The organism is Mesorhizobium jarvisii (genome assembly GCF_003601985.1).
Lineage (GTDB): Bacteria > Pseudomonadota > Alphaproteobacteria > Rhizobiales > Rhizobiaceae > Mesorhizobium > Mesorhizobium jarvisii.
The window spans coordinates 448669-475602 of the sequence record NZ_QZXA01000001.1; the positions used below are offsets into that span (position 1 = coordinate 448669).

Below are 26934 nucleotides of genomic sequence, written 5' to 3' on the forward strand. Positions count from 1 at the left end.
AGAGGCCGGCCGCGATGCGGCCGACCGGCTCCCTACTGCTTCGGCTTGAACCAGGTGGCGACGGCGGCCTGCATGTCGGCCGCCAGTTTCTCCGGCGCGATGTTGCCTTCGACCATGTCGATGATCTCCGACTGCAGCACAGAGGAGGCCGTCGGCGACTGCCAGCGGAAGCCGACCAGCGTCAGATAGGGCGTCGAATTCTTCGACATCGCCATCATCTCGGCCAGCACCGGATCCTTCACAGTGACATCGGTGCGGGCCGGCGGCCAGCCGAGTTCGTCGGCGAACATCTGCGCGAATTCGGCCGAGGCCATGAAGCCCAGCACCTTGGTCGCGGCTTCCTTGTTTTGACTCTCCGAGACCAGACCATACGAGCCGTCGGAGAAGGCCGAGGTGTAGAGCTTTGCCCCGGCATCGTCGGCCGGGAACGGGAAGATCGAGAATTTCAGCTTCGGGTTCTGCGCCTTGAAGCTGCCGTTCTCGAACGAGCCGCCGAGGAACATCGCGGCCTTGCCGCCGATGAACTGTTGCGTGGCAGTGGTGTAGTCGATGCCGGCGAAGCCATCGGGGAAATAGGGTTTCAAATCGGCGAAGCGCTTCAACGCCGCGACATAGCGCGGATCCTCGAAGGTCGCCTTGCCGGTCATCATCTCGTCGTAGAAGCCCGGGCCGTAGACGGTCGGGCCGATGACGCCGACGCCGATCTCCAGCTCCCAGGCCGAACCGTTGGCGCCGCCGGTGGCGACCGGCGTGATGCCGGCCGCCTTCAACTTCTCGCAAGCGGCGACGAAATCCTTGTAGGTCTTGGGGATCTCGATGCCCTGGGCGGCGAAAATATCCTGGTTGTAGAAGACGCCCATCATCGGCACCGAATAGGGCACGCCATAGAGCTTGCCGTCGGTGCGGCCGCGCGCGCCGCCCAGCGCGGCGTCCGCCATGTTCTTCAATTCGGGCACGCTGTCGTCGAGCGCGTCGAGATAGCCGGCGTCGACGAAGGGCTGCAATTCACCATAGGCCTTGAGCTGGGCGATGTCGGGGCCCCGGCCGCCGCGCAGGGCGGTGCTCAGACGGTTCTGGTAATCGGCGTCCGGCGTAAACTGGATGTCGACCTTGATGCCAGGGTTCTTCGCCTCGAAGGCATCGAAGATGCGGCGCATCGCGGCCTGGTCCTCGGTGCGCCAGCTCCACAGTGTCACCGTGCTGTCGGCCCTCGCCGGCAAGGCAGTGAAGACGCCGGCGCAGGCGGCGGCAAGGCCGCCGATAAGGCCAAGGGCGGTACGTCGATGAAGTGAAAGCATGCTCATTGCCAGTCTCCCATTTTTTCTGTCCTTGGCGTCCCGCAGCGCCTCGACGCCGCGAGAGAGTCATTGGCTCAGGCAAAGTCATTATAACGACATAGCAGCATTCGCAAGAGGTCTGGCACGCCTCGGGCATGGCGCCGTCAGGGAAGAACTAGTAGTTTCGTGCAATCAATATACTGTTTTATAACGATAAAATCTTCTTATTCGGCAGATCGAAGAAATCTGAAACCGGTCGATACCAAGCTTTTTCGCCGACGGGCTCTTGCGCCGCCGCCCGAACTTGTCATAACGTCATCGTGATCGATAGGGAGGATGAGGAATGTCGTTTGCCTGGACTTCGAAGCTGGCGCTCGCCGCGGGCTTGGCCATCCTGCCCGCCACGGCATGGGCGCAATCGGTCAACATCTCCTATTTGACGCACTGGTCGCCGGAGACGGTCGCGCTGCTGGAAGCGGCGGCCAAGGATTATGCCAAGACCAATCCGGACGTCAGCGTCACCGTGCGCGCCGTTCCGTTCGGCGATCTCCTGACCACGTTGCGCTCGCAAGGCGGCGGCTCGGACGGCCCGACGATTGGCGGCATCTACGATCTGTGGCTGCCGGAACTCGCTCGCGACAAGCTGGTCGCGCCCGCTCCCGATGCGGTGGCCAGCGAGGTCAAGGTCTCTTGGCCGGCGGGTATCACCAGCGCTGCCTCAGTCGGCGGCAAGCTCTACGGCATTCCCAACGAGATCGACGTCTATGCGCTGAACTACAACAAGGCGCTGTTCAAGCAGGCCGGCATCGCGGCGCCACCGAAAACCTGGGACGAGTTCAAGGATGCGGCGAAGAAACTGACCAACAAGGAGGCCGGCCAGCAGGGTTTCGGCATGATCAACAGCTGGGCGGCCGGCGTCGTCCATCCCTTCGCTTCGCTGCTCGTTTCTAACGGCGGCGAGCTGGTCAAGGACGGCAAGCCGGTGTTGGATAGCCAGCAAGCCGCGCAGACCTTCCAGCTCTATGAGGACCTGATCAAGTCGGGCGCCAGCGTGCCGGCGATGGCGACGGCGGATGCCAACACCACCGGTCCGTTCCTCGACAATTTCGTCTCCGGCAAGACCGGCATGATCATCATGGCCAATTGGTGGGAAAGCGCGCTGAAGACCGGCATGGGCGACAAGTTCGCCGACATCGCTACCGCGCCGATCCCGGTCGGCCCGAGCGGCGGCAAGCCGCATTCGATCTCCTATTCGTGGATGACCGTGGTCAACGCCAATGCGGGTGCTGCCGAGCAAAAGGCGGCGTGGGAATTCCTGGCCTGGCTCAACAATCCGAAGTCCGGCAAAAACGGCGCCTCGGCCATGTCGGATATCCTGATGTCGATGGGCATCCTGCCCTCGCGCCTGTCCGATATCGAAGCACACAAGGACAAGCTCGGCTCGGAATTCCTCTCCGGCTATGTCAGCGTGCTCGCCGATGCCAAGCCGTTTCCGGTCGTGCCGGGCGGACAGGAATTCTCGGAATCCCTGCAGCAGACGCTCGAGGCGTTGCAGTATGGCCAGGTCTCGGCCAAGGATGCGCAGGCGACGGCGCAGGCCGACGCCACCTCGATCCTGGAGCGCGCCGCCAAATAATGATCCAGAGGTACCGTGCCTCGGCGGGCATCATGCTTACGCCCGCCGTGACGCTGATCGGCATCTTCATCCTGTTGCCGATGATGCTCACCGTCTGGCTGTCCTTCCAGGACTGGTCGACGCAGACGCCGTTTTCCAGCGCCAGCTTCGTCGGCCTCGACAATTTCCGCGAGATCTTTGGGGCCTCCTCGGTCGGGCGTGACTTCAAGGGCGCGCTCACCAACACCGCCATCTACACCGCGCTCTCAGTCATCCTCATCCTGCCGCTATCGGTCGCGTTCGGCCTGATGGTCTACCAGCATGATGTCGCCGGCGGCACGGCGCTGCGGACTGTGCTCTTCTCCACCTACATGGTGCCGATGATCGCGGTGGCGCTGGCCTGGTCGAAGCTCTATTCGCCGAGCGAAGGACCGCTCAACCAGATGCTCGGCCTCATCGGTATCGGCCCGCAGCCCTTTCTGTCGTCGCCGCGCTCAGCGCTGGTCTCGATCGTCTTGCTCAATGTCTGGCAGCAGGTCGGCTACTTCACCGTGCTGGCGATCGCGGGCCTCACGCAGATCCCGGGCAGCCTCTACGAGGCAGCGAAGCTCGACGGCGCCAACCGCTTCGAGCAGTTCCGCTTCATCACGCTGCCGTTGATGCGGCGCACGCTTTTGTTCAGCGCCGTCATCGCCATCATCAACGCCGTGCAGGTGTTCGAGCCGGTGGCGCTGATCACGCAAGGCGGGCCGGTCGGCTCGACCAATGTGCTCACCTACCACATCCGCCGCGTCGGCATCGAGCGCGCGCAAGGCGGTCTGGGTTCGGCGATGGCGGTCATGCTGATGCTTTCACTTATCGTCGTGGTCTGCGCGCTGTTTGCTCTCGCCAACCGGAAGGATCAGGAATGAGGAGGGGATCATCGAGCCGGCTGCCGCGCAAGCGCCCGTCCGGGCGCAAGGCGCTGCTGGCGACGCTGATGCTGCTGGTCGCCGTGGCCTCGGCCTTCCCGCTGGTGTGGATGGTGCTGTCGAGCCTCAAGACGCCGGCAGAGAGCATGCAGGTGCCGCCGGTGTGGATACCGCACACACCCAGCCTCGACGCCTATGAAAAGGTTTCCGGCGTGGTCAATGTCGGCCGCTCGATGTGGAATTCCCTGGTCATCGCCTCGATCACCACCGCTGGCATCCTGATCACCAGCATGATGGCCGGCTATGCCTTCGCCAAATACCACTTCCCCGCCAAATCGCTGCTGTTTTCGCTGCTGATCGCCACCATGTTCCTGCCGCCGATCGTCACGCTGATCCCGCTCTATCGGCTGGTCGGCTCGATCGGGCTCAATGCCAGCCTGGCAGGCATCATCGTGCCCAACCTCGCCAATGCCTTCGGCATCTTCCTGATGCGCCAGTTCATATCAGGCGTGCCGGACGACCTTATCGATGCGGCGCGGATGGACGGCGCTTCAGAGTTGCTGATCCTCTTCAAGATCGTGGCGCCCAGCGTCGCGCCGGCGATCGCCGCACTCGCCCTGTTCGCCTTCGTCTACCATTGGAACAGCTATCTCTGGCCGCTGACCGTGCTGCAGGGCAATGCCGACGCCTACCCGATCGTGATCAGCCTGAGCCGGCTCTTGAGCTACAACCGTGGCGCGGTGAATACCGGCCTGGTGATGGCCGGCGCGACGCTGGCCGTGCTGCCGCCGCTCATCCTGTTCGTCCTGCTGCAGCGCTTCTTCGTCGATTCCATCGTCGGCTCGGCGATCAAGGGATAGCTGCTTCAGTACGGCAGCCCGACATAGTTTTCGGCGAGCGCGGTCGACGCGGCCTGCGAGTGCACGAGATAGTCGAGTTCGGCTTCCTGGATGCGCTGGCCGAAATCGCCTGTGTCAGGGAAGCGGTGCAGCATGGTCGTCATCCACCAGGAAAAGCGCACCGCCTTCCACACCCGCGCCAGCGCCTTTTGCGAATAGGCCTCAATGCCAGCTTGGGACTTTCCAACGTAGAACTCGCGCAGACCGGCGAAGAGATAGCGTACATCGCTGGCGGCGAGGTTGAGGCCCTTGGCGCCAGTCGGCGGCACGATGTGGGCGGCATCGCCGACCAGGAACAGCCGGCCGAAACGCATCGGCTCGGCAACGAAGGAGCGCAACGGCGCGATCGACTTTTCGAAGGATGGCCCGGTGGTGACGCTTGCCGCCGTCCGTTCCGGCAAGCGGCGGCGCAGCTCGTCCCAGAAGCGGTCGTCGGACCAGGCCTCGACGCGGTCGTCCTGCGGGCACTGCACATAGTAGCGGCTGCGATGCGTCGAACGCATCGAGCACAATGCAAAGCCCCGCTCGTGATTGGCATAGACCAGTTCGTGATCGGCTGGCGGCACTTCGGCCAGCACGCCGAGCCAGCCGAACGGATATTGCCGCTCGAAGGTCTTCAGCGCGCGCTCCGGCACCGATTTGCGGCTGACGCCGTGATAGCCATCGCAGCCGGCGATGAAGTCGCAATCAATCCGGTGAGAGACGCCATCCTTGTCGTCGTAGGTAACGAACGGCGCAGCGCCATCGAAATCATGCAGCGCGACATTAGCGGCCTCATAGACAGTGACGAGGCCAGCCGCCTCGCGCTTGTCCATCAGATCATGCGTCACTTCGGTCTGGCCATAGACGGTGACATGCTTGCCGCCGGTGAGCGCCGCGAGATCAATGCGGTGCAGGCGCCCGTCGAAAGCCAGCGAAATGCCGGAATGCGGCAGGCCTTCGGCATGCAGCCTTGCAGCAACACCGGCCTCTTCCAGCAACTCGACCGTGCCTTGTTCGAGCACCCCTGCCCGCACGCGGCCAACCACATGTTCGCGGCTCGAGCGTTCAAGAATGATGGTCTCGACGCCGATGCCGGCGAGAAGCTGCCCAAGCAGCAGGCCGGAGGGTCCGGAGCCGACAATGGCGACCTGCGTGCGCATCAGTGACCGAGGCTTTCGATCTGTCCGGCCAGTTCGGCGGCAAGGCGCAGCGACGCGGCGGTGGCGACGACCATCTGCGGCAGCAACAGCCATTCCAGCGTCCAGGCCGCACCCGAGCGCTCCTGTTCATGCACCAGTGCCTGATGCATGCCGGAAAGCTGCGTGGCGTTGAAGCGGGCGAGCGCCACCAGCGCCTCGGCCTTCACCGGGTTCTGCTTGTGCGGCATGGCCGACGAGCTGCCGCCGCCGGAAAGCGCGATGTCAGTTCCGCCCTGCGCCATCAGCGCGATGTCCTGGCCGAACTTCCCGAGGCTGCCGGTCAGCAGCGACAGCCAGCCGGCGAAGTCGGCGAGCGTGTCGCGCTGGCTCTGCCATTGGGGCGCATCGGCAAGGCCGAGTTTTGCGGCAAGCGCGGCGCGCACCGGCGGCCCCTTATCGCCGAGCCTTTCCAGCGTGCCGGCAGCGCCGCCGAATTGCACCACCAGCAGGCGCCTCGCCTGGTCCGACAATCTTTCCTGATGCCGCTGCAACGGCCCACGCCACGCCGTGATGCGATCCGTCACTTGGATAGGGATCGCTGGTTGCATGCGGGTCATGCCGGTCAGCGCCCTGCCGCCGAAGCGCTCCTCAAGCGAGGTGAGGCGCAAAACGGTTTCGGTCAGCAGCAGGCCGATATGCTCGACGATCGCTTTCAGCCGAAGCATAAGGCTCGTATCGATGACGTCCTGGCTGGTCGCTCCGAAATGCACCTTGTCACCATGCGGTTCACCGACCGCAGCCCTGATCTGGCGCACCAGTTCCGGCACCATGACGCCGTCCTTGGCGACGCCTGCTCTCAGCAAAGCGGTATCCGGCCGGAATGATGCCAGTGCCGTCACGATCGCTGCCGCGGCATCCCTGGCGATGATCCCGTTTTCAGCCTCCGCTTCGGCCAATGCGCACTCGAACGCTAGCGCCGCCTCGATTTCCGCCTCGACGGAAAAATGCCGCGATGCTTCCTCGTCGCCGAGGAGTGCGGATAGCAACGGATGGTCGAAGGGCGATACGGTCATGAGATCTCCTAGCTGTCGAAGAAGACCGTTTCCTTCTCCCCCTGGAGATGGATGTCGAAGACGTAGGTGCCGCCCTGGCGCTCGGCGATCAAAGTCGGCACGCGGACGCGATGCTCGATGCGCGCCAGGATCGGATCCTCGCCATTGGCCTTTTCCTCGTCGGAAAAATAGAGCCGCGTGTGCAGGCCGAGATTGATGCCGCGCGCGACGATCCATAGCGTGATGTGCGGCGCCATCAGCCTTCCATCCCGGAACGGCACGCGGCCCGGCTTGATCGTCTCGAATGCACAGACGCCTGTGTCCATGTCGGTCGGGCAGCGGCCCCAGCCGAAGAAGTTCGGATCGGCCGCGCCGCGCAATTCGGCCGGCGAATTGTGGAGCCCGTCCGCATCCGCCTGCCAGATCTCGATCAGCGCGTCCTTGAGCGGCGTGCCTGTGCCGTCGAGTACCCTAATTTTGAGACCGATGCGCTCGCCCCTGGTCTTGTCGTTGACCATGGTCGCGCCGAGATCGGTCGCATAGACGCCACCGATGCCGCAGAAGTTCGGCGTCAGCCCGATATGGACGTAGGGTCCCGCGGTCTGCGAGGGGCTTTCCCTGAGGCGGTCGAGCGATTGGCGCATCAATTGCCCTCCAGCCGATTTTCGAACAGCGACGAGCGGCGGCCGCGCAGCACGATGTCGAACTTGTAGGCGAGCGCGTCCATCGGGACCGTCGCCTGCTTGTCGAGGATGGCCGTCAGCGCCTCGATGGCCGCCTTGTCGGCGATGCCGCGCACGATCGGGCATTTCCAGATCAGCGGATCGCCCTCGAAATACATCTGCGTGATCAGCCGCTGCGCGAAGCCGTGGCCGAAAACCGAGAAATGGATGTGCGCCGGGCGCCAGTCATTGGGACCGTTGGGCCACGGGTAAGGCCCGGGCTTGACAGTGCGGAAGGCATAGCCACCATCCTCACCTGTGATGGTGCGGCCGCAGCCACCGAAATTCGGGTCGAGCGGCGCCAGATAGCCGTCCTTCTTGTGGCGGTAGCGGCCGCCGGCATTGGCCTGCCAGAATTCGATGAGCACGCCGGGAACGCCAACACCGCGTTCGTCGAGCACACGCCCATGGACGATGATGCGCTCGCCGATGGCGCTCTCGCCCGGCCTGGCGAAATTATGGATCAGGTCGTTGTCGAGTTCACCGAGCATGGCATGGCCGAAGACTGGTCCGGCTATTTCCGACAGCGTGTTGTCGAAGGACAAAAGCGCCTTTTGCGGCGAGCGCAGCACCGAACTCTTATAGCCCGGCGTCAGCGCCGGCGGATGCCATGTCCGGTCGCGCTGGAAGAAGGCGCCGGACTCAGGTCTCCGGTTCGAGCCGGACTCAGAGGGCATTGTCGGCTCCGTCCATTTCCGAAAACACGTCCTTGGCTATTCTGAAGGCACGGTTGGCGGCCGGCACGCCGGCATAAATGGCGACATGCAGGAACGCCTCGCAGATATCGTCGCGCGTCGCACCGGTGTTGGCGGTGGCGCGCACATGCAGGGCGACCTCCTCATCATGGCCGAGTGCCGCCAGCAGCGCCAGCGTGACGATCGAGCGCTCGCGCTTGCTGAGGCCCGGCCGGGCCCACACAGTCCCCCAGGCTGCCTCGGTGATCAGTTCCTGGAACGGTTGATCGAAATCGGTGGCGGCGACCTCAGCCCGATCGACATGCCGATCGCCGAGCACCGCGCGCCGCACCAAGAGGCCAGTGCGATATCGGGCTGCGTTGCCGGGGACTTCATCCATGGTTTTCTGCTCCAGGGGCAAGCGATGCGACAAAATCGCGGATCAGCGCGGTGAGCGCTTCAGGCTGTTCGACGCAGGGAATATGTCCGGCGTCACGGATGATCTCGAAACGCGAACCGGGGATCAGAGCGGCCAGCGAGCGGACGAGAGCGGGAGGCGTCGAGCCGTCCTGGTCACCGACGACACAGAGTGTCGGCACCTCGATGCGGCGTGCCGCGTCAGTAAAATCGGCGTTGCGGATAGCAACGCAGGTTCCCACGTAGCCGGCAAGTGCTTGCCGGGTCATCATGTTCCAATAGCCATCCAGTTCGGCCACCCGTGAGGTGTGGAAGGCGGGAGTGAACCACACTTTGAGCACGCCATCGGCAATGGCCTGGATGCCCTTGCGTTCGACGACCGCGATGCGGGTGTTCCAGCTCTCATTTGTGCCGATCTTGTGGGCCGTGTCGCACAGGATCATGGCCTCGACGATCCCCGGGCGCCTGGCGTAGAGCCCTTGCGCGATCATGCCGCCGACCGAAAGGCCGCACAGCACGACCTTCTTCAAGCCGAAATGATCGACGAGCCCCGAGAGATCGTCGACATGATCGTCGATCGACTTGATCTCGCCTATGTCGGACAGCCCGTGGCCGCGCTTGTCATAGACCAGCAAGGACATTTCCCCATCGAGCGCCGAGACAATGTCGTCCCAGATGCGGAAGTCGGTGCCCAGCGAATTGATGAATATGATCGCGCGCGCATTGCCGGTCGCCTTGAGGTGGCGATGGTGCAGCGTGATGCCGCCGATGGTGACGAATGACACGATTTCGATCCTCCACCTCCCACATTGCACAAGGCATTTGGTTCGGTAAAATGATATTTTGCGCCATTTCATTAACTCAGGGGTTATTAAATCCATGGCCGAGAGCCGCATCCGCTTCCGTCACCTGCAGGCCTTCCTGGAGGTTGCGCGGCAGGGCAGCGTGGCCCGCGCCGCCGATTTCCTGCATGTCAGCGCGCCGGCGGTGACCAAGACGTTGCGTGAACTGGAAGAGGCGCTCGGTGTCGCCGTTGTCGAGCGTGACGGGCGCGGTATCCGGGTCACAAGGCTTGGTGAGATCTTCCTCAGCCATGCCGGTTCTGCGATCACCGCGTTGAAGCGCGGCGTCGATTCCGTTCGCCAGGACGGCGCAATCAACCGCCATCCGATCCGCATCGGCGCTCTGCCGACCGTGTCGGCAAAGGTCATGCCCAAGGCCATGAGCCTGTTCCTCGGAGAAAACACCGGCGCGGCGATCAAGATCGTCACTGGCGAGAACGCGGTGCTGCTCGAGCAATTGCGTACCGGCGCGCTCGATCTTGTCGTCGGACGGCTGGCAGCGCCCGAAAACATGACCGGCTTCTTCTTCGAGCATCTTTATTCCGAACAGGTGCTGTTCGTGGTGCGCGCCGGGCATCCACTGCTGGAACCGGGAGCGGATATCTTCGCCAGGCTCGACGAATTCCCGGTGCTGATGCCGACCCGGGAATCCGTCATCCGCCCCTTCGTCGATCGCCTGTTCATCACCAACGGCATGACCGCGCCGGCGACCGAGATCGAAACCGTCTCGGATTCGTTTGGCCGCTCCTTCATGCGGCAGAGCAATGCGGTGTGGATCATTTCGGCCGGCGTGGTTGCCAACGAGATCGCCAGCGGCGCCTTCGTCGCCCTGCCGGTCGACACCGAGGAAACCAAGGGACCGGTCGGCCTGACGATGCGCACCGATACGGCGCCATCGCCGGCCTTCACCATCCTGCTGCAGACCATTCGCGAGGCGGCAAGGCCGGGCAAGTGAGGCGTCGGACCGTTCGGACCGATCCCCGCGTTCTTCGGAAATCCCCTAACCCCAGGGTTAATGAAACACCGCAAAATATCATTTTACCGAACCAAAACGCTGGTGCACTGTGCCGATGGAGGAGCACAAAGGGAGGAATGCATGACCTACGCTAACGGTAGCAGATCCAGTATTCGTGGCGTGTCGCGGCGCCGGTTCATTGCCACCTCGATCGCCGGCGGCGCGGCGCTCGCGCTCGGTGGCGGCAAGGCCTTCGCCCAGGCGGCCGGCACGCTCAAGGTCGGCTTCGTCAGCCCGCGCACAGGGCCGCTGGCCGGCTTCGGCCAGACCGACGGTTATGTGCTCGACCTCGCCCGCAAGGCGCTGGCCGGCGGCCTCGATATCGGCGGCAAGAAATACAGCGTCGAAATCCTGGACCAGGACACGCAGTCGGACCCGTCACGCGCGGGCCAGCTCGCCAAGGACCTGATCAACAACCAGGCCATCGACCTGATGCTGGCGGTGTCGACGCCCGAGGTGATCAACCCGGTCGCCGACGCCTGCGAGGCCGCGGGGGTGCCCTGCCTGTCGACCGTCATGCCGTGGGAGGCCTGGTATTTCGGCCGCGGCGCCAAGCCCGGCGCGCCCTCGCCGTTCAAATGGACCTATCATTTCGGCTTCGGCGTCGGCGAGTTCTTCAAGACCTACATCTCGCAATGGAACCTGATCGAGACCAACAAGAAGGTCGGCGTCATGTATCCCAACGACGCCGACGGCAACGCCATCCGCGCCAATCTGGCGCCGCTGCTGGCCAAGCAAGGCTTCACCATCGTCGATCCCGGCGCCTACGAGACCGGCACCACCGACTATTCCTCGCAGATCGCGCTGTTCAAGCAGGAAGGCGTCGAGATCTTCAATTCCTTCCCGATCCCGCCGGACTTTGCCGCCTTCTGGCGCCAGGCGGCACAGCAGGGGCTGATCAAGCAGATCAAGATCGCCCAGGTCGCCAAGACCGGCCTGTTCCCGTCTGACATCGAGGCGCTCGGCGACCTCGGCATGAAGATTTCGAGCGCCGCCTACTGGCACAAGGCTTTCCCCTACAAGTCGCCGCTTACCGGCGTTTCGGGCACCGAGCTCGCCGACGGCTATGAGGCGGCGAGCGGCAAGCAGTGGACGCAGCAGCTCGGCGCCTCGATGTCGCTGCTCGACGCCGGCTTCGAAGCGCTGAAGGCCAGCTCCGACGCCAAGGACAAGGCGGCGGTGGCCAAGGCGCTGAGCACGCTGAAGACCGAGACCATGATCGGCAAGGTCGATTTCACCAGCGGCCCTGTCGCCAATGTCTCGCCCGGTCCGATCATCGGCACGCAGTGGGTGGCTGCCAAGGAAGGCAGCAAATTCCCGCTCGACTATGTCGTGACCGAGAACGCCACCGATCCGAAGGTGCCCGTCGAAGCCAAGCTTCAGCCTTACAACGGCTGATGGACCGCTGACGAGGATCGCCTGGTGACCCATCCGCAACAACAGGCTGTTCTGACCGCTGCCGGCATCCATAAGCGCTTCGGCGCGCTTGTGGTGCTGGATGCGGTCGACTTCGCCATGGCGGCCGACGAGGCGGTGGGTATTGTCGGCCCGAACGGCGCCGGCAAAACGACACTGCTCAGCGTGCTTTCCGGCGCCTTTCCACCGAGTGCGGGCACGGTCAGCTTCAAGGGCGGCGACGTGACGCCGCTGTCGGCGACGCAGCGTTGCCGGCTCGGCCTGGTGCGCACGCACCAGGTGCCCAAACCATTCAGCGGCATGACCACCTTCGAGAATGTCTTCGTCGCGGCCTCGCACGGCGCCGGCCTCGGCCGCGACGAGGCCTATGAGGAAGCCCTCGGTTCGCTGAAACTGTGCGGCATGCTGGGTGTTGCCAACCGTCGCGCCGAGACGCTCGGACTGCTCGACCGCAAGCGGCTGGAACTGGCGCGCGCGCTGGCGGCAAGGCCGACGTTGCTGCTGCTCGACGAGATCGGCGGCGGCCTGACCGACGGCGAAGCCGGTGAGCTCGTCGATACGATCAAGGAATTGCGGCGGCGCAAGATCGGCATCGTCTGGATCGAGCACATCGTCCACATCCTGCTGCAAGTGGCCGAACGGCTGATCTGCATGGATGCGGGAAAAATCATCGCCGACGGTGAGCCGCAAGCCGTCATGGCCGATCCGGAGGTCGTGCGCGCCTATCTCGGCGGAGGCCCGAAATGAGCCTGCTGTCGGTTGAGGATCTCGTTGTCCGCCACGGCCTGCTGCAGGCGGTGCGCGGCGTCAGCTTCAGCATCGAACGCGGCGAGACGCTGGCGTTGGTCGGCGCTAACGGCGCCGGCAAGACGACGCTGCTCAGGGCAATTGCCGGCGCGCACCAGCCGGCGGCCGGCCGCGTGCTGCTGGACGGCGCCGATCTTACCAACGTGCCGTCGCACAGGCGCGTCGGCATGGGCATCGCGCTGGTGCCGGAAGGGCGAAAGCTCTTCGTGCAGATGACGGTCGAGGAGAACCTTCTGCTCGGCAGAACCGCCGGCCGGCCGGGCGAGTGGAGCGTCGACAGAGTGCTCGACATGTTCCCCAATCTGAAGCCCCGCCGCCATGCCAAGACGGGCCATCTCTCAGGCGGCGAGCAGCAGGCGACGGCGATCGGCCGGGCGCTGATGAGCAATCCGGAAGTGCTTTTGCTCGACGAGGTTTCGCTTGGCCTGTCGCCGCTGATTGTCGACCGTGTCTACGCGGCCCTCCAGGGGCTGATCGCTTCCGGCACGACCATCATCCTGGTCGAGCAGGACCTCAACCGCGCGCTCGCTGTCTCCGACAGGGTGATCTGCATGCTCGAAGGGCGTGTGGCGCTGGAAGGGCCGAGCAAGGCGGTTTCGCGCGACCAGGTGACGAAAGCCTATTTCGGCCTGCACCGGAAAAGTCCCGGGAGCGTTCCGGCATGAGCAACCAGATCATTCAGGGCATCCTGCTCGGCGGCTACTACGCGCTAATCGCCTGCGGCCTGTCCTTCATGTTCTCGGTGATGCGCATCATCAACCTCGCCCATGGCAGCCTTGCCGTGTTCGCGGCTTTTGCGCTGTGGTGGCTGGCCTCGCGGTTCCATATCCCGCCGTTTGTCGGCCTGCTGATCGTGCTGCCGCTGATGGCGGCGATCGGCTGGGCGCTGCAGCGTTTCCTGCTCGAACGCAGCGCGCGTGGCGGTGCGCTGCTGCCGATCCTGACCACGTTTGGCCTGGCCATTGTCATCGACAACATGCTGTTCGAGCAGTTCGGCGCCGACACGCGTTCGCTGGCACCCTATATCGGCAGCCTGTCCTATGATTCCTGGGAGTGGCCGGGCAGCATCTATGTCGGCAAGCTGGCCGTGATCATGTTCGCCACCGCCGTGATCCTGCTGGGAGGGCTGCAGCTGTTCCTCACCCGCACAAGGCTTGGCCGCTCGATCCGCGCCACTTCGGAAGACCCTGATACGGCCGGCCTGGTCGGCGTCGATGCGCGTCGCGCCAATGCCATCGCCGCTTCCATCGCCATGGTCACGGTTGGTCTTGCCGGCGCCTTTCTCGGTATGCGCGCCACCTTCGATCCCTATGCCGGCGCGCCACAACTGCTGTTCGCTTTCGAAGCCGCTGTGATCGGCGGTGCCGGTTCGCTGTGGGGAACGCTGGTCGGCGGCATCGTGCTGGCGCTTGCGCAGACACTCGGCGCGCAAGTGCACCCGCAAGGCTTTCTGATCGGCGGCCATGCCGTGTTCCTCGTCGTGCTGTTCGTGCGGCTGTCTACATCCGGCCTCGGCCTGCGCGGCCTGCTGCGCCTGCCTTCCCGGAGCGCATCATGAGTACGGTTTCGTCCTCGCCGGTCATCGAGCGCGGCACGGCGACGTCGCGGATCGCGGCGATTGCGGTCGCCGTCATCATCGCGCTGCTCGCTATTGCGCCGCAGTTCCTCTCGGCGGGCGCGGTCGACCGCATGACGGCATTGTTCATCTATGTGATCCTGGCGGCGATGTGGAACGCTCTGGCCGGCTTCGGCGGCCTGGTTTCGGTCGGCCAGCAGGTGTTCTTCGGGCTCGGCGCCTATTTCGCCATCCGGCTGGCCGATGCCGGCCTCAACCCTTTCGCCTCGCTTTTCGTTTCAGCGATCGTTGTCGGCGTTCTCTCCTGGCCGCTCTCGTTGTTCATGCTGCGGCTGCGGAACGGCGAGTTCGCCATCGGCATGTGGGTGATCGCGGCGCTGACGCATCTCCTGGTCAATCTCGACCGGCTGGTGCAAGGCGAAACCGGCACGTCGCTGATCTCGCTCAACGTCTACGATGCCGGTACAAGGCGGGTGGCGATCTACTGGCTGGCGCTGGCCTCGATGACCGCGCTGCTCGCCACCCTGTTCGGCCTGCTGCGCGGCAGCACGGGTGCGGCAATCCGCGCCATCCGCGACAATGAGGATGCCGCAGCCTCGGTCGGTGTGCGCGTCACCGGCACCAAGCGGCTTTTGTTTGTGCTTGCCGCCTTCGGCATCGGCGTTGCCGGGGCGCTGTGGCTGGCGACCTCCATCACCTTCCAGCCGAAAACCTACTTCAACGTCCAGTGGACCGCCTACATGATCTTCATGGTGCTGGTCGGCGGCATCGGCACGTTCGAGGGCGCCATCCTCGGCGCGCTGGTGTTCTTCCTCATCGAGACCTGGTTCGGCGGCACCGGCGTCTGGTACCTCGTCGGCCTCGGCGCCACGGCCGTGCTGTTCTCGCTGTTCCTGCCGCGCGGCCTGTGGGGAACGATCGAGGAGCGTTTTGGGCTGCGCCTGCTGCCGGTTGGCTACCGCGTCAGGCTTCCGGCAACCGCTGTCGACGGCGACGCGACGCCACAACAATCCACGATATCTCGGGAGAAGGCATGACCATGCTTTTCGGCAAGACGATCCTCATCACCGGCGTCGCCTCCGGCATCGGCGCGCGCACAGCCGAACTTGCCGGCCAGCTTGGCGCGGACGTGATCGGCGTTGATGTGCGCGAGCCGGCGGCAGCGGTGGGCAGTTTCGTCAAGGCCGACATATCATCGAAGACAGGCGTCGACGAACTGGTCGCGCGACTGCCGCAGCGCATCGACGCGCTATGCAATGTCGCCGGCCTCTCCGGCAACACCGGCGCGGCAGCAACCCTGGCCGTCAACTTCTTTGGCCTGCGCGCACTGTCCGAAGCCGTCGCGCCAAAAATTCGCGAAGGCGGCGCCATCGTCAACGTCGCCTCGATCGCCGGCTATGGCTGGCGCGCCAACCTCAACCGCGCCGCTTCGATGGTCAGCATCGAAGGCTTTCCCGATGTCGCCGAGGTGGTCCGCGACCACGCCGTCAGGAACGAGGAAGGCTACCCCGTCTCGAAGGAGTTGCTCCTGCTGTGGACCTTTCGCGCGGCGCATCAGGATCTGTTCAAGAGCCGTGGCATCCGCGTCAATGCGGTGAGTCCCGGACCGGTCGAGACGCCTATCCTGAAACAATTCCGCACCGTACTTGGCGATGCCCGCGTCGACAGCGACATTGCCCGGGTCGGACGGGCCGGCACATCGGGCGATATAGCGCCTGTCGTGCTGTTCCTGTGTTCGGACGGCGCGCGCTGGGTCAACGGCGCCAATGTGCCGGTCGACGGCGGCCTCGAAGCATCGATCAACGCCGAAGTGCTCGGCTTTTAATCGCGAAGCTCCACCGGAGCGAGGGAGACAATCATGGATATCGGACTTCTGATCGACGGCGACAAAAGGGATGCGTCCGGCGCGGCCGCCTACGAGCGCATGGACCCGTTCACCGGCAAGCTGGCGACGCGCGCCGCAGCAGCCAGCGTTGCCGACGCCAACGCGGCTGTGGAAGCCGCGGCCGCTGCCTTTACGACCTGGTCGAAGACCGGGCCTGGCGAGCGCCGCGCCTTGCTGTCCAGGGCGGCCGACGTGATGGCCTCCAAGGTCGGCGAATTCACCCGGCTGATGATGGAAGAGACCGGCGCCACCGGTCCCTGGGCCGGCTTCAATGTCATGCTGGCGGCCAACATGCTGCGCGAGGCGGCGGCGATGACGACGCAGATTTCTGGCGAGATCATTCCTTCCGACAAGCCGGGGACGCTCGCCATGGCGATCCGCCAGCCGGCCGGCGTGTGTCTCGGCATCGCGCCATGGAATGCGCCGGTCATTCTCGGCACCCGCGCCATCGCCATGCCGCTCGCCTGCGGCAACACGGTGGTGCTGAAGGCCTCGGAAATGTGCCCCGGCACACACCGGTTGATCGGTCAGGTTCTGGTCGAGGCCGGCCTGCCCAAGGGCGTCATCAATGTCGTCACCAACGACCCCAGGGATGCCGCTGCAATCGTCGAGGCGCTGGTCGCGCATCCCTCGGTCAAGCGCGTCAACTTCACCGGCTCGACCAAGGTCGGGCGCATCATCGCCGAGCTTGCCGGGCGGCATCTGAAGCCGGCGCTGCTCGAACTCGGCGGCAAGGCACCGCTGCTGGTTCTGGACGACGCCGACATCGACGCAGCGGTCAATGCGGCGACCTTCGGCGCCTTCATGCATCAGGGCCAGATCTGCATGTCGACCGAGCGGCTGATCGTCGACGAGAGGATCGCCGACGAATTCGTTTCCAAGCTCGCCGTCCGCGCGTCGGGCCTGCCGGCCGGCGATCCGCGCGGCCATGTCGTGCTGGGCTCGCTGATCAGCAGCCAGGCGGCCGACAAGATGGAGGAGCTTGTCGCTGACGCCGTCGCCAAGGGCGCCAAGCTTGTCGCCGGTGGCAAGCGCACCGGCACGGTTGTCCAGGCAACGCTGCTCGACCATGTCACCCCGGCGATGCGCGTCTATGCCGAAGAATCCTTCGGGCCGGTCAAGCCGGTCATCCGGGTGAAGGGCGAGGACGAGGCGGTGCGTGTCGCCAACGACACCGAGTATGGCCTGTCGTCAGCCGTGTTCAGCCGCGACATCAAGCGCGCCATGGCGGTCGCCGCGCGCATCGAAGCCGGCATCTGCCACATCAACGGCCCGACCGTCGGTGACGAGGCGCAGATGCCGTTCGGCGGCGTCAAGGGCTCGGGCTATGGCCGCTTCGGCGGCAAGGCCTCGATCGCCGAGTTCACCGATCTGCGCTGGGTGACGATCGAGGATCCCGGCCAGCACTATCCGTTCTAGCCGGCCTTGTCTCGCGTTCGGCAATGAAGATCAGCCGGCCAGGGACGGCGTGAAGCGAACGCTGGCGGATCGTATCAGACCGGGCGCTAGTACGATGCAGCCAGTGTCGATGCGGCCGCCCGTGCGGTTGAAGGCATCGGTGATATTGCTGACCGGCTCCGCGCAAAAGAACGGCTCGCCGGGCGGCGTGTAGAGGACAAGGAAATCGAGCGGCGCCTCGGCCTCGATGTCCAGTCGCCGTCCGTGTTCGGGCCAGGAGATCCGGGCGCGGCGCGCCCATCCTGTGAAAACCGTGTCGAAGTCCACTTCCGATACGTCAAAACCGATGGACGGGTCGGCTCCTACCGGCGGCAGGACATGCCGGACGGGCAGGACCTCCGTGTCCGTCTCCCACATGCCGGACACCGGCGCCTGGACATGCGCCCACGGCGTCGACGGGAAATAGGGATGGAGGCCGAAGCCAGCCGGCATCGGTGCGTCCGACAGGTTGCGTACCTTGATGGTCACGCAAAGCCTGCCGTCAGCCAGCGTTATCTCTTGCTCGGCTTCATAGCTCCATGGCCAGGAATCGGCGGCGTGGCGATAGCGCAGGACGATCGTGCCGGCTTCATGCCTGACGACCACCCAAGGCCGGCGCCAGCCATGGCCATGTTCATGATGAGGATCGTCGGCAGTCGTCGGAAGCCGGATGGTGCGTCCCGCGAACTCGAACCGGCCGCCCCTTATGCGATTGGAATAGGGAACGAGCGGGAAGCAGGCCATGGCGCCGGCATCGCGGCTACTGATCGCGGCCGGATCTGCCGGGCGCAGCCAATCCACCACGGCGCCATCTTGCCACCATCGATACGACGCCAGCGCACCGCCGGCGGCCGGAGCAATGTCAACCGTCGCGATGCCATCGCTGATCGAGACCAGTTCCGTGTGCTGCGCGGCAACCGCAGCGAAATTCTTTGTCATCGGCGCTCCCCCGTCCATTGACTCCGATCGCCATGGCGATAAGACATATCATATGAATAGTATGAAGAATAAGAAATCTTTTAGCACGGCACGGACGTCGCGGGTTGCCGTGGCGGTTTCCAGCGGCTCCACCGCACTGCACGCGACCGTTGTCGAGCAGATCGGCCTGCGCATCGTGCAGGGCGACTTCCTGCCCGGCGAGGCGCTGCCCAATGCCGACGATTCCAGCGAGATGCTGGGGGTCAGCCGCACGGTGCTGCGCGAGGCGATCAAGGTGCTGGCCGGCAAGGGGCTGGTCGAATCGCGGCCGAAGACCGGCACACGGGTGCGCCCACGCTCCGACTGGAATTTCCTTGATCCGGACGTCCTGTCATGGCGCTACGCCGGCGGTGTCAGCGCCGACGATGTGCGGGCGCTGTTCGAGCTGCGCCGTGCCATCGAGCCAATGTCGGCAGCACTTGCGGCCCAGCGCGCCACGCCTGCCCAGATCGCCGAGATCCATGCGGCACTGGCCGAGATGGAAGCGGTGAGCGACGATGGCGACCGCTTCGCCAAGCCCGATCTGGTGTTCCACCAGACCATCCTGCGCATGACCGGCAACGAGCTGATCGGCTCGCTGGCGGCACTCGTCGAAACCGCACTGGTGATGAGCTTTCGCCTCTCCAACGACAATCCGGAAGGCCAGCGCCATTCCTTGCCGCTGCATCGCGAGGTGGCCGAGAAGATCGCCGCCGGTGACGCCGCCGGCGCGCAAACGGCACTGCTGGTGCTCATCGACAATGCCGAGGATGACGTGCGCCGCAGCGTCGAGAACCGCAACAGACGCCGCAAGGATCGAGGCCAGCAATCGTGACCGACACCAAACGCAAACTGCGGTCCGAAGCCTGGTTCGGCGGTGAAGGCAAGAACGCCTTCATGCACCGCAGCTGGATGAAGAACCAGGGCATCCCGGCCGATGCTTTCGACGGCCGCCCGGTGATCGGCATCTGCAACACCTGGTCGGAGCTGACGCCGTGCAATGCGCATCTGCGGGCGCTGGCCGATCACGTCAAGCGCGGCGTCTACGAGGCCGGCGGCCTGCCGCTCGAATTCCCTGTCATGTCGCTCGGCGAGAGCAACATGCGCCCCACTGCCATGCTGTTTCGCAATCTGGTCAGCATGGATGTCGAGGAATCCATCCGTGGTAACCCCATCGACGGCGTCATCCTGCTGGTGGGCTGCGACAAGACAACGCCAGCGCTCTTGATGGGGGCCGCCTCTTGCAATTTGCCGACCATCACCGTTTCCGGCGGGCCAATGCTCAACGGCAAGTTTCGTGGGCAGGATATCGGCTCGGGTACGCATGTCTGGAAATTCGCCGAGGAAGTGAAGGCCGGCCGCATGCCGGTCGCCGACTTCCTCGCCGCGGAACAGGGTCAGAGCCGGTCGGCCGGCAGTTGCATGACCATGGGCACGGCCTCGACCATGGCCAGCATGGTGGAAGCGCTCGGCATCGGCATGCCGGACAACGCAGCGATCCCGGCCGTGGATTCGCGCCGTGGCGTGCTCGCCCAGATGGCTGGGCGCCAGATCGTCGACCTAGTCCGCAGGGACGTGAAAATTTCGGACATTCTTACAAGGCAAGCGTTCGAGAACGCCATTCGCGTCAATGGCGCGATCGGCGGCTCGACCAATGCGGTGCTGCATCTGATCGCCATCGCCAACCGGGTCGGTGTCGATCTCAGCCTCGAAGACTGGGACCGCCTTGGCCGCGACGTTCCAACCATTGTCGACCTGATGCCGTCGGGCCGGTTCCTGATGGAAGATTTCTACTATGCCGGGGGGCTGGCTGCGGTCATGGCGTCGCTTGATGAAGTGGGGCTTCTTCATCGCGACGTCATGACCGTCAGCGACAAGACGATCGGCGAGTTGATCGACGGCGCGCCCAACTACAACCGCGAGGTCATCAGGCCGCTGAGCGAACCGTTGACCGACCAAGGCGGCATCTCGATCCTGCGCGGCAATCTGGCGCCCAATGGCGCGGTCATCAAGCCGTCGGCGGCAACGCCCGAACTAATGCAGCATCGCGGCAAGGCGGTCGTCTTCGAGAACATCGAGCATTACTACGCCCGCATCGACGATCCGGAGCTGGATATCGACGCCTCCTCGGTGATGGTGTTGAAGAATTGCGGGCCGCGCGGCTACCCCGGCATGGCCGAGGTCGGCAACATGCCGCTGCCGGCGAAGCTGCTCAAGCAGGGCGTCTCCGACATGGTGCGCATCTCGGATGCACGCATGAGCGGCACGGCCTATGGCACGGTGGTGCTGCATGTCGCGCCGGAGGCCGCGGCCGGTGGCGCGCTGGCCTTGGTACGCGACGGCGATCTCATCGAGATCGATGTCGCCGGCCGCCGGTTGGAACTGCTGGTATCGGACGAGGAGCTGGCGATCCGCCGCCGCGACTGGAAGCCGCCGGCGCCGCCTGAAGGCGGCTATCAGAGCCTCTATGTCGAACGCGTGCTGCAGGCCGACAAGGGCTGCGATTTCGACTTTCTCGTCGGCCGGCGCGATGCCGGCATCCCCCGGCATTCCCATTAGAGAGGCGCGCGATGACGGATGAAATCGGCTACGCCATCTACCCGAGCCTCAAGGGCCGCAGTGTCTTCATAACCGGCGGCGGCAGCGGCATCGGCGAAAGCCTGGTGCGCCATTTCTGCGCGCAAGGCAGCCGCGTCGCCTTCGTCGATCTGGCGGAAGAGCCTTCCAGGCACCTGGTCGAGGCGATCGCGGCCGAAGGACACCCAGCGCCGCTGTTTATTCCGTGCGATCTGCGCGATGTCGAGCAGCTGCAAGCGGCAACCGCGCAGGCAATGCAGCACAATGGCCCGATCCAGGTGCTGTGCAACAATGCCGGCAACGATGACCGCCATCAGACCAAGGACGTGACGGTCGCCTACTGGGACGACCGCATGGCGGTCAATCTGCGCCACCAGTTCTTCGCCGCGCAGGCGGTGCGACCGCAGATGAGCGCGCAGGGTGGTGGCTCGATCATCAATTTCGGCTCCATCACCTGGATGGTCGGCGATCCCGACTGTCCGGCCTATGTCACCGCGAAAGCCGCTGTCTACGGAATGACGCGGGCGCTGGCCCGCGAACTCGGCCCCGAGCGCATCCGCGTCAACTGCATGGTGCCGGGCTGGGTGATGACCGAGCGCCAGATGCGCCTGTGGCTCAATCCGGCTGGTGAACGCCAGATCGCGGAAAGGCAGTGCCTGCCCGACCGGCTGCAGCCCGCCGACATCGCGCGCATGGCGCTGTTCCTCGCCGCCGACGACAGCCGCATGTGCACGAGCCAGCAGTTCATCGTCGATGCGGGCTGGGTGTGACCGATACGGCCCCAAGGGAAGAAGGGTATTTCATGCGTCTTGTTCAGTACAGAATGCCGGATGGCAGCAGGCGGGTCGGCCGCGTCTCCGAAGACGGCAGTCGCTTGCACCCGCTCGACAAGACTGGCAGCGTTCTGGAACTCGCCGAAGCGGCGATCGCCGAGGACATGTCCATCGCGTCGCTGGTCGAGAAGCGCACGGGCACCACGACGGTCGACTACAACGAGCTGTTGCGCGATGGCCGCGTGCTGGCTCCCGTCGATCATCCGGAACCGGCGCGCTTCCTGGTTACCGGAACCGGCCTGACCCATACCGGAAGTGCCGCCGCGCGCAACCAGATGCATGTTCTGACCCATGGCGACGGTGCCGAGGAATCCGATTCCTTGAAAATCTTCCGTATGGGGCTGGAGGGCGGCAAGCCTGGCGCTGGCAAGATCGGCATCCAGCCCGAGTGGTTCTTCAAAGGCGTCGGCACCTGCGTTGTGTCGCCAGGTGCTGAGCTGCCGATGCCGGCATTCGCGAAAGCCGGGGCAGAGGAAGCCGAGATCGTCGGGCTTTATCTCAACGGCCCGGACGGCCATCCCTATCGCATCGGCTATGCGCTCGGAAACGAATATTCCGACCATGTGACGGAGGGCGAGAACTACCTCTACCTCGCCCATTCCAAGCTGCGCTCCTGTTCGATCGGACCCGAGCTGCTGATCGGCGACCTGCCCGAAGAAGTTCGGGGCCATTCCCGCATCCTGCGCGACGGCACTGTCATCTGGGAGCAGGAGTTCCTGTCGGGCGAAGCGCACATGTCACACTCGATCGCCAATCTCGAACATTTCCATTTCCGCTACCCGATGCACCGACGGGCGGGCGATCTGCACGCCTATTTCTTCGGCGCGGCGGTGATGAGCTACGCCTCCGGCATCAAGACGGCTTCCGGCGACGAGTATGAAATCCAGGCACAGGCATTCGGCAAGCCACTGCGCAACCGGATGGTGTCGGTGCCGGACGAGGGACTGGTCACCGTCACCCAGCTGTGACGGCAGAGGTCCGAAATCACGGTCCACCAGAACGACAATGGGAGATTAAAAATGGGACTGAAGAAAGCGTTTCTAAAACTAGCGACAATCGGGCTCGGCATCGGCCTGATGACATCGGCGGCCTTGGCCGCGAACCTTCGAGTACTGGCCTGGGACGGCTATGCCGACCCGGATTGGGTGAAGGATTTCACCGCGGCAACCGGCATCGGCGTCGATGTCGTCTTCATCGGCAGCGATGACGAGATCTGGGCCAAGATCAAGGGCAGCGAAGGCCAGGATTTCGATGTCTTCGCCGTCAACACCGCCCAGCTGCAGCGCTACATCAAGGCCGATCTGGTGTCGCCGATCGACATCACCAAGCTGTCGAACCAGAAGGAGGTGCTGCCGCGCTTCCGCGATCTATCGCAGGTCAGCGGCGACACCAAGGACGGCAAGGTCTACGGCATTCCGTTCTGCTTCGATTCCATCGGGCTGATCTACGACACGGACAAGGTCAAGCCGGCGCCGACCTCGATGTCGGTGCTGTGGGATCCGGCCTACAAGGGCAAGGTCCTGGCCTACGACAATGGCGAGCACAATTTCTCGTTCACCGCTCTGACGCTTGGCTACAAGGATCCGTTCAATCTCGACGCGGAGCAGATGGCGGCGGTCAAGGCCAAGCTGGTTGAGCTCAAGCGCAATGTGCTGAGTTTCTACACCACCGCCGACGAGGCGCAGCAGATCTACCAGAACAATGACGTTGCCCTGATCTGGGCCAATTATGGCCAGCAGCAGGTCAAGGCGCTGCAGAAGATCGGCGCCCATGTCGCCTACGTCAATCCGAGTGAAGGCGCTCTGGCCTGGCTCGACAATTGGGTGATCTCCAAGGGCGTGCGCGACAATGCGGCGGCCGAGCAATGGATCGACTTCATGCTGACGAAGAAGGTCAGCGGCGAGCTTTCCGAGCGCACCGGCTTCGGCAACACCGTGGTCGAGTCGAGCAGTGCCGGCAGCAACGACAAGCTGGTCTGGCTGAACAATGTCGAGGACCCGCTGAAGCGGTCGGACATGTGGAACGAGATCAAGGCGACGCCCTGATCCTTTCCGCAGCCCGACCTAGAAGGACCCGGCGGTCCGGACGTTCCGGACCGCCGCAGCGTATGCGAGAATAGTCTATGAGCCAGAACACCGACCTGCTGACGCTGCGGTCCGTCTCGAAATCCTACGGCACGGTTCCCGTGCTGCACGACATCGACCTGTCTGTCCGGGACGGTGAGTTCCTGACCGTTCTTGGACCGTCGGGCTCGGGCAAAACCACGGTCTTGCGGCTGATCGGCGGGCTGGAGCCACTGACCGCGGGCGAGATCCGCCTCGACGGCCAGGACATCAGCCGCATGCCGATCAACAAGCGGCCGTTCAACACCGTGTTCCAGGACTATGCGTTGTTCCCGCATATGACCGTTTCCGGCAATGTGGGCTATGGTCTCTCGGTGCGCCATGTCCAGCGCAAGGAGATTGCGCGCCGTGTCGCGGAAGCCCTGGAGCTGGTGCAACTCGGGCGCTTCGCCGACCGCTTTCCGGCACAGCTTTCCGGCGGCCAGCGCCAGCGCGTCGCGCTCGCCCGAGCGCTGATCTGCCAGCCGCGCCTGATCCTGCTTGACGAGCCGCTCGCCGCGCTCGACCTCGAACTGCGCCGGCAGATGCAGGAGTTCCTGAAATCCATCCAGCGCGAGATCAAGACCACCTTCCTTTTCGTCACCCATGACCAGGAAGAAGCGATCGGCATGGCCGACCGGATCTGCGTCATGCAGGCTGGCCATATCCGCCAGCTCGGCACGCCGCACGAGCTTTACTACAAGCCGAATTGCGAGTTCGTGGCGCGCTTCTTCGGCGAGAACAATCTGGTGGCCGGAAAGCTCGGCCCCGTCCAGGGCGAGCAGCGGCCGATCGAGACCGCACTTGGGCGACTGATCTGTTCGATCAGCGGCCAGCCGCATTTGAAGGCCGCGCCAGACGGCGCGAGCGCCTTCGCGGCGTTCCGGCCCGAGGCCTTGCATCTCGCGGACTCCACAGACGGCGACAACCGCTTTTCCGGCACCATCGCCGATCTGGCCTTTGCCGGCTCGTCGACCGTCGCCACGATCACGGCGGGTGCGGACACTGCCGCGCAGCGGCTGCGGCTGCGAACCCCAAGCCGGATCGACGGCAGCGCGCTGAGATCCGGCGAGACGGTTTCGCTTTCGTTTGCGCCGCATGAAGGCCATCTGGTGCTGGCATGAGCGCGGGCGTCACGACACAGCCCGCGGAAAGGCGTTTGTCGCTGCTGGTGACCGTGCTGGCTTTCGCCCTGCCGGTGATCTTCGTCCTGGTGCCGCTGGCGATCTTCCTGGTCTACAGTTTCTTCAGCGTCGACCAGGGCACGATCGTCTACGCGCCGACGCTCGGCAACTATGTCCGGTTCTTCACCGATCCGATCTTCCTGCCGGTGTTTTGGAACACCATCGTGCTGTGCGTGTCGGTCGCCGTCATCTGCATCCTGCTTGCCTATCCCGCTGCCTATTTCCTGACGACGCTGAGAGGGCGGTGGCGCTATGCCTTGCTGATGCTGCTTCTGGTGCCGCTGCTGATGAGCTACGTCATCAAGATCTACGCGATCCGCAGCATCCTCGGCCTCAACGGCTTCCTCAACAAGGCGCTGGTGGCAATTGGCATCCTGCAGCAGCCGTCGACGCTTTTCGTGTTCAACATGAACGCCATCCTGTTGACGCTGAGCCTGCTTTTGATCCCCTTCGCGATCCTGCCGATCTTCCTGTCGCTGGAGCGGATACCGCAGACCTTGCTGCGTGCCTCCGACGATCTTGGCGCGAGCGGCTTGCAGACGTTCCTGCGTATCACCTTGCCGCTCAGCCTGCCCGGCGTCGCCTCGGCGGCGAGCTTCGTCTTCGTGCTGGCGATCGGCGATTTCCTGACGCCGCAGATGGTCGGCGGGATCAGCGGCTTCACCTTCGGCCGCATCCTCTACAGCCAGTTCGGCACGGCCTATAATTGGCCATTCGGCGCGGCACTGTCGGTGGCGCTGGCGATCGTGGTGATCTGCGCCATCCTCATCGGCGAACGGTTCGGGCGCAGCCGGGGGACGTCGGTATGAACGCCCTGCCCCGACCCTCCACCATCTTCCTGGCCGTGATCACAACGCTGGTCGCGGTGCTGCTCTACAGCCCACTGTTCGTGCCGATCGTGTCGTCGTTCTTCACCATCTCGCACGGCGATGTCGACTGGTCGTCACCAACCCTCTCGACCTACCGAGCCCTGGCCGAAAACCACGACATCCTGGCAGCCTTGCGCACCACGCTGATCGTCGGCCTGTGCACCGTCGTGCTCTCGGTGGTCAGCGGCACGCTGCTGGCGCTCTATTATCACGGGCGCCGCTCGGGGCGCTCGATCCTGCAGTTCATCATCTTCCTGCCGTTCCTGATGCCGCCGATCATCAGCGGCCTCGCGCTGCTGATCTTCTTCCGCGAGATCGGCCTCGAACGTTCTCTGCTGACGGTCGTCATCGGCCATACGGTCTTCGTGCTGGCGATCGTCTATCGCACCGTGCTGATGCGGCTGCAGTCGATGAGCCGTACACTGGTCGAAGCGTCCTACGATCTCGGCGCCACCGGCTGGCAGACCTTCTGGCGCATCATCCTGCCGAATCTGTCGAGCGCCATGGTCGGCGGCGCAATCCTGGCCTTCGCGCTGTCGTTCGACGAGACGATGATCACCATCCTGGTCACCGGCACGCAAAGCACCCTGCCGGTCAGGCTGTGGGCGATGATGCGGCTTGGCTTCTCGCCCGACATCAATGCGCTGGTCGCCTTGATCCTGATGTTCACCGTGCTGCTCTGCGTGCTCGCCGCCCGTTTCCTGATCCCCAGGCAGATGGCGACGGAGCGGAGCTGAATTATCGAA

27 protein-coding genes are annotated in these 26934 nt (G+C 64.4%); 19 read left to right on the plus strand and 8 right to left on the minus strand.

The features are described 5' to 3' along the window. Nucleotides 1–32: 32 nt before the first annotated feature. Complete coding sequence (locus D3242_RS02200) at nt 33–1304, minus strand: extracellular solute-binding protein (RefSeq protein WP_064983295.1); 1272 nt, start codon at nt 1302–1304, stop codon at nt 33–35. A gap of 316 nt (nt 1305–1620) precedes the next feature. On the opposite strand from D3242_RS02200, the gene D3242_RS02205 reads away from it, so the two are divergent. The 3 genes from D3242_RS02205 to D3242_RS02215 are packed head-to-tail and all read left to right on the plus strand — an operon-like array spanning nt 1621 to nt 4663. Beyond that, nucleotides 1621–2913 carry an ABC transporter substrate-binding protein gene (locus D3242_RS02205; protein WP_064983298.1) on the plus strand — a complete coding sequence of 431 codons (1293 nt, stop codon included), beginning with the start codon at nt 1621–1623 and terminating at the stop codon, nt 2911–2913. Then, nucleotides 2913–3803, plus strand: a complete 891-nt coding sequence (locus D3242_RS02210; protein WP_019856766.1) for a carbohydrate ABC transporter permease — start codon at nt 2913–2915, stop codon at nt 3801–3803. Before D3242_RS02205 ends, D3242_RS02210 begins: the two co-directional genes overlap by 1 nt. Further along, a complete protein-coding gene (locus tag D3242_RS02215; protein WP_064983299.1) occupies nt 3800–4663 on the plus strand; it encodes a carbohydrate ABC transporter permease in 864 nt (287 codons plus the stop codon). The genes D3242_RS02210 and D3242_RS02215 overlap by 4 nt, the downstream gene beginning before the upstream one ends. Before the next feature lie 5 nt (nt 4664–4668). Here the strand turns inward: D3242_RS02215 and pobA are convergent, their stop codons facing one another. The 6 genes from pobA to pcaD are packed head-to-tail and all read right to left on the minus strand — an operon-like array spanning nt 4669 to nt 9473. Further along, on the minus strand, nt 4669–5844 hold the full coding sequence (gene pobA, locus D3242_RS02220; RefSeq protein WP_064983301.1) for a 4-hydroxybenzoate 3-monooxygenase: 1176 nt from the start codon (nt 5842–5844) through the stop codon (nt 4669–4671). Continuing rightward, nucleotides 5844–6896 carry a 3-carboxy-cis,cis-muconate cycloisomerase gene (locus D3242_RS02225; protein WP_019856763.1) on the minus strand — a complete coding sequence of 351 codons (1053 nt, stop codon included), beginning with the start codon at nt 6894–6896 and terminating at the stop codon, nt 5844–5846. Before D3242_RS02225 ends, pobA begins: the two co-directional genes overlap by 1 nt. Nucleotides 6897–6904: 8 nt before the next feature. Then, nucleotides 6905–7519, minus strand: coding sequence for a protocatechuate 3,4-dioxygenase subunit alpha (gene pcaG / locus D3242_RS02230; protein WP_019856762.1), 615 nt, complete (start codon nt 7517–7519; stop codon nt 6905–6907). Then, nucleotides 7519–8274, minus strand: coding sequence for a protocatechuate 3,4-dioxygenase subunit beta (gene pcaH / locus D3242_RS02235; protein WP_019856761.1), 756 nt, complete (start codon nt 8272–8274; stop codon nt 7519–7521). Before pcaH ends, pcaG begins: the two co-directional genes overlap by 1 nt. After that, entirely contained in the window at nt 8264–8671 is a 408-nt protein-coding gene (gene pcaC / locus D3242_RS02240) for a 4-carboxymuconolactone decarboxylase (protein WP_064983303.1), read from the minus strand. Before pcaC ends, pcaH begins: the two co-directional genes overlap by 11 nt. After that, nucleotides 8664–9473 carry a 3-oxoadipate enol-lactonase gene (gene pcaD / locus D3242_RS02245; RefSeq protein ID WP_064983305.1) on the minus strand — a complete coding sequence of 270 codons (810 nt, stop codon included), beginning with the start codon at nt 9471–9473 and terminating at the stop codon, nt 8664–8666. The genes pcaC and pcaD overlap by 8 nt, the downstream gene beginning before the upstream one ends. A 94-nt stretch (nt 9474–9567) precedes the next feature. Here pcaD and pcaQ point away from each other — a divergent pair, with 94 nt between their 5' ends. The 8 genes from pcaQ to D3242_RS02285 all read left to right on the plus strand — a co-directional run bounded on the left by pcaQ (nt 9568) and on the right by D3242_RS02285 (nt 17648). Beyond that, entirely contained in the window at nt 9568–10485 is a 918-nt protein-coding gene (pcaQ, locus tag D3242_RS02250; RefSeq protein ID WP_010914665.1) for a pca operon transcription factor PcaQ, read from the plus strand. 141 nt (nt 10486–10626) lie between these two features. Further along, complete coding sequence (locus tag D3242_RS02255; protein WP_064983307.1) at nt 10627–11943, plus strand: ABC transporter substrate-binding protein; 1317 nt, start codon at nt 10627–10629, stop codon at nt 11941–11943. A 21-nt stretch (nt 11944–11964) separates the two neighbouring features. Next, on the plus strand, nt 11965–12708 hold the full coding sequence (locus D3242_RS02260; protein WP_064983308.1) for an ABC transporter ATP-binding protein: 744 nt from the start codon (nt 11965–11967) through the stop codon (nt 12706–12708). Continuing rightward, nucleotides 12705–13433: an ABC transporter ATP-binding protein gene (locus D3242_RS02265; protein WP_019856756.1), complete on the plus strand. Its 729-nt coding sequence runs from the start codon at nt 12705–12707 to the stop codon at nt 13431–13433. The genes D3242_RS02260 and D3242_RS02265 overlap by 4 nt, the downstream gene beginning before the upstream one ends. Then, nucleotides 13430–14326 carry a branched-chain amino acid ABC transporter permease gene (locus D3242_RS02270; RefSeq protein WP_019856755.1) on the plus strand — a complete coding sequence of 299 codons (897 nt, stop codon included), beginning with the start codon at nt 13430–13432 and terminating at the stop codon, nt 14324–14326. The genes D3242_RS02265 and D3242_RS02270 overlap by 4 nt, the downstream gene beginning before the upstream one ends. Beyond that, nucleotides 14323–15381 carry a branched-chain amino acid ABC transporter permease gene (locus D3242_RS02275; protein ID WP_064983310.1) on the plus strand — a complete coding sequence of 353 codons (1059 nt, stop codon included), beginning with the start codon at nt 14323–14325 and terminating at the stop codon, nt 15379–15381. Before D3242_RS02270 ends, D3242_RS02275 begins: the two co-directional genes overlap by 4 nt. A 2-nt stretch (nt 15382–15383) precedes the next feature. Beyond that, entirely contained in the window at nt 15384–16169 is a 786-nt protein-coding gene (locus tag D3242_RS02280) for a coniferyl-alcohol dehydrogenase (RefSeq protein WP_064983585.1), read from the plus strand. A 33-nt stretch (nt 16170–16202) separates the two neighbouring features. Then, nucleotides 16203–17648, plus strand: coding sequence for an aldehyde dehydrogenase (locus D3242_RS02285; RefSeq protein ID WP_064983312.1), 1446 nt, complete (start codon nt 16203–16205; stop codon nt 17646–17648). A gap of 30 nt (nt 17649–17678) precedes the next feature. Here D3242_RS02285 and D3242_RS02290 read toward each other — a convergent pair whose 3' ends face one another. Further along, nucleotides 17679–18605, minus strand: coding sequence for an aldose 1-epimerase (locus tag D3242_RS02290; RefSeq protein ID WP_064983314.1), 927 nt, complete (start codon nt 18603–18605; stop codon nt 17679–17681). 109 nt (nt 18606–18714) lie between these two features. On the opposite strand from D3242_RS02290, the gene D3242_RS02295 reads away from it, so the two are divergent. From D3242_RS02295 to D3242_RS02330, 8 genes are all read left to right on the plus strand, one after another. Then, nucleotides 18715–19458, plus strand: a complete 744-nt coding sequence (locus D3242_RS02295) for a FadR/GntR family transcriptional regulator (protein WP_081296033.1) — start codon at nt 18715–18717, stop codon at nt 19456–19458. Then, a complete protein-coding gene (locus D3242_RS02300; RefSeq protein ID WP_064983318.1) occupies nt 19455–21182 on the plus strand; it encodes an IlvD/Edd family dehydratase in 1728 nt (575 codons plus the stop codon). Before D3242_RS02295 ends, D3242_RS02300 begins: the two co-directional genes overlap by 4 nt. Before the next feature lie 11 nt (nt 21183–21193). Further along, the gene (locus D3242_RS02305) at nt 21194–21970 is read left to right on the plus strand and encodes an SDR family NAD(P)-dependent oxidoreductase (RefSeq protein WP_064983320.1); all 777 of its coding nucleotides are present in this window, start codon (nt 21194–21196) and stop codon (nt 21968–21970) included. A gap of 32 nt (nt 21971–22002) precedes the next feature. After that, complete coding sequence (gene araD1, locus D3242_RS02310) at nt 22003–23001, plus strand: AraD1 family protein (RefSeq protein WP_064983321.1); 999 nt, start codon at nt 22003–22005, stop codon at nt 22999–23001. Nucleotides 23002–23052: 51 nt separating this feature from the next. Beyond that, nucleotides 23053–24078, plus strand: a complete 1026-nt coding sequence (locus tag D3242_RS02315; RefSeq protein WP_038645143.1) for an ABC transporter substrate-binding protein — start codon at nt 23053–23055, stop codon at nt 24076–24078. A 77-nt stretch (nt 24079–24155) separates the two neighbouring features. After that, nucleotides 24156–25259 carry an ABC transporter ATP-binding protein gene (locus D3242_RS02320; RefSeq protein WP_064983323.1) on the plus strand — a complete coding sequence of 368 codons (1104 nt, stop codon included), beginning with the start codon at nt 24156–24158 and terminating at the stop codon, nt 25257–25259. Next, entirely contained in the window at nt 25256–26128 is an 873-nt protein-coding gene (locus D3242_RS02325; RefSeq protein ID WP_019856744.1) for an ABC transporter permease, read from the plus strand. The genes D3242_RS02320 and D3242_RS02325 overlap by 4 nt, the downstream gene beginning before the upstream one ends. Further along, on the plus strand, nt 26125–26925 hold the full coding sequence (locus tag D3242_RS02330; protein WP_019856743.1) for an ABC transporter permease: 801 nt from the start codon (nt 26125–26127) through the stop codon (nt 26923–26925). The genes D3242_RS02325 and D3242_RS02330 overlap by 4 nt, the downstream gene beginning before the upstream one ends. Nucleotides 26926–26934: the final 9 nt, after the last annotated feature.

Excerpts from the sequence above, each read along its gene's own strand:
- D3242_RS02270 (WP_019856755.1), top strand. The coding sequence starts at position 13,430 with ATGAGCAACCAGATCATTCAGGGCATCCTGCTCGGCGGCTACTACGCG.
- D3242_RS02315 (WP_038645143.1), top strand. The coding sequence starts at position 23,053 with ATGGGACTGAAGAAAGCGTTTCTAAAACTAGCGACAATCGGGCTCGGC.
- D3242_RS02330 (WP_019856743.1), top strand. The coding sequence starts at position 26,125 with ATGAACGCCCTGCCCCGACCCTCCACCATCTTCCTGGCCGTGATCACA.
- D3242_RS02290 (WP_064983314.1), bottom strand. The coding sequence starts at position 18,605 with ATGACAAAGAATTTCGCTGCGGTTGCCGCGCAGCACACGGAACTGGTC.
- pobA (WP_064983301.1), bottom strand. The coding sequence starts at position 5,844 with ATGCGCACGCAGGTCGCCATTGTCGGCTCCGGACCCTCCGGCCTGCTG.
- D3242_RS02285 (WP_064983312.1), top strand. The coding sequence starts at position 16,203 with ATGGATATCGGACTTCTGATCGACGGCGACAAAAGGGATGCGTCCGGC.
- D3242_RS02280 (WP_064983585.1), top strand. The coding sequence starts at position 15,384 with ATGCTTTTCGGCAAGACGATCCTCATCACCGGCGTCGCCTCCGGCATC.
- D3242_RS02200 (WP_064983295.1), bottom strand. The coding sequence starts at position 1,304 with ATGAGCATGCTTTCACTTCATCGACGTACCGCCCTTGGCCTTATCGGC.
- D3242_RS02275 (WP_064983310.1), top strand. The coding sequence starts at position 14,323 with ATGAGTACGGTTTCGTCCTCGCCGGTCATCGAGCGCGGCACGGCGACG.
- araD1 (WP_064983321.1), top strand. The coding sequence starts at position 22,003 with ATGCGTCTTGTTCAGTACAGAATGCCGGATGGCAGCAGGCGGGTCGGC.
- pcaQ (WP_010914665.1), top strand. The coding sequence starts at position 9,568 with ATGGCCGAGAGCCGCATCCGCTTCCGTCACCTGCAGGCCTTCCTGGAG.
- pcaC (WP_064983303.1), bottom strand. The coding sequence starts at position 8,671 with ATGGATGAAGTCCCCGGCAACGCAGCCCGATATCGCACTGGCCTCTTG.
- pcaH (WP_019856761.1), bottom strand. The coding sequence starts at position 8,274 with ATGCCCTCTGAGTCCGGCTCGAACCGGAGACCTGAGTCCGGCGCCTTC.
- D3242_RS02265 (WP_019856756.1), top strand. The coding sequence starts at position 12,705 with ATGAGCCTGCTGTCGGTTGAGGATCTCGTTGTCCGCCACGGCCTGCTG.
- D3242_RS02255 (WP_064983307.1), top strand. The coding sequence starts at position 10,627 with ATGACCTACGCTAACGGTAGCAGATCCAGTATTCGTGGCGTGTCGCGG.
- pcaG (WP_019856762.1), bottom strand. The coding sequence starts at position 7,519 with ATGCGCCAATCGCTCGACCGCCTCAGGGAAAGCCCCTCGCAGACCGCG.
- D3242_RS02205 (WP_064983298.1), top strand. The coding sequence starts at position 1,621 with ATGTCGTTTGCCTGGACTTCGAAGCTGGCGCTCGCCGCGGGCTTGGCC.
- D3242_RS02305 (WP_064983320.1), top strand. The coding sequence starts at position 21,194 with ATGACGGATGAAATCGGCTACGCCATCTACCCGAGCCTCAAGGGCCGC.
- D3242_RS02215 (WP_064983299.1), top strand. The coding sequence starts at position 3,800 with ATGAGGAGGGGATCATCGAGCCGGCTGCCGCGCAAGCGCCCGTCCGGG.
- D3242_RS02320 (WP_064983323.1), top strand. The coding sequence starts at position 24,156 with ATGAGCCAGAACACCGACCTGCTGACGCTGCGGTCCGTCTCGAAATCC.
- D3242_RS02210 (WP_019856766.1), top strand. The coding sequence starts at position 2,913 with ATGATCCAGAGGTACCGTGCCTCGGCGGGCATCATGCTTACGCCCGCC.
- D3242_RS02325 (WP_019856744.1), top strand. The coding sequence starts at position 25,256 with ATGAGCGCGGGCGTCACGACACAGCCCGCGGAAAGGCGTTTGTCGCTG.
- D3242_RS02225 (WP_019856763.1), bottom strand. The coding sequence starts at position 6,896 with ATGACCGTATCGCCCTTCGACCATCCGTTGCTATCCGCACTCCTCGGC.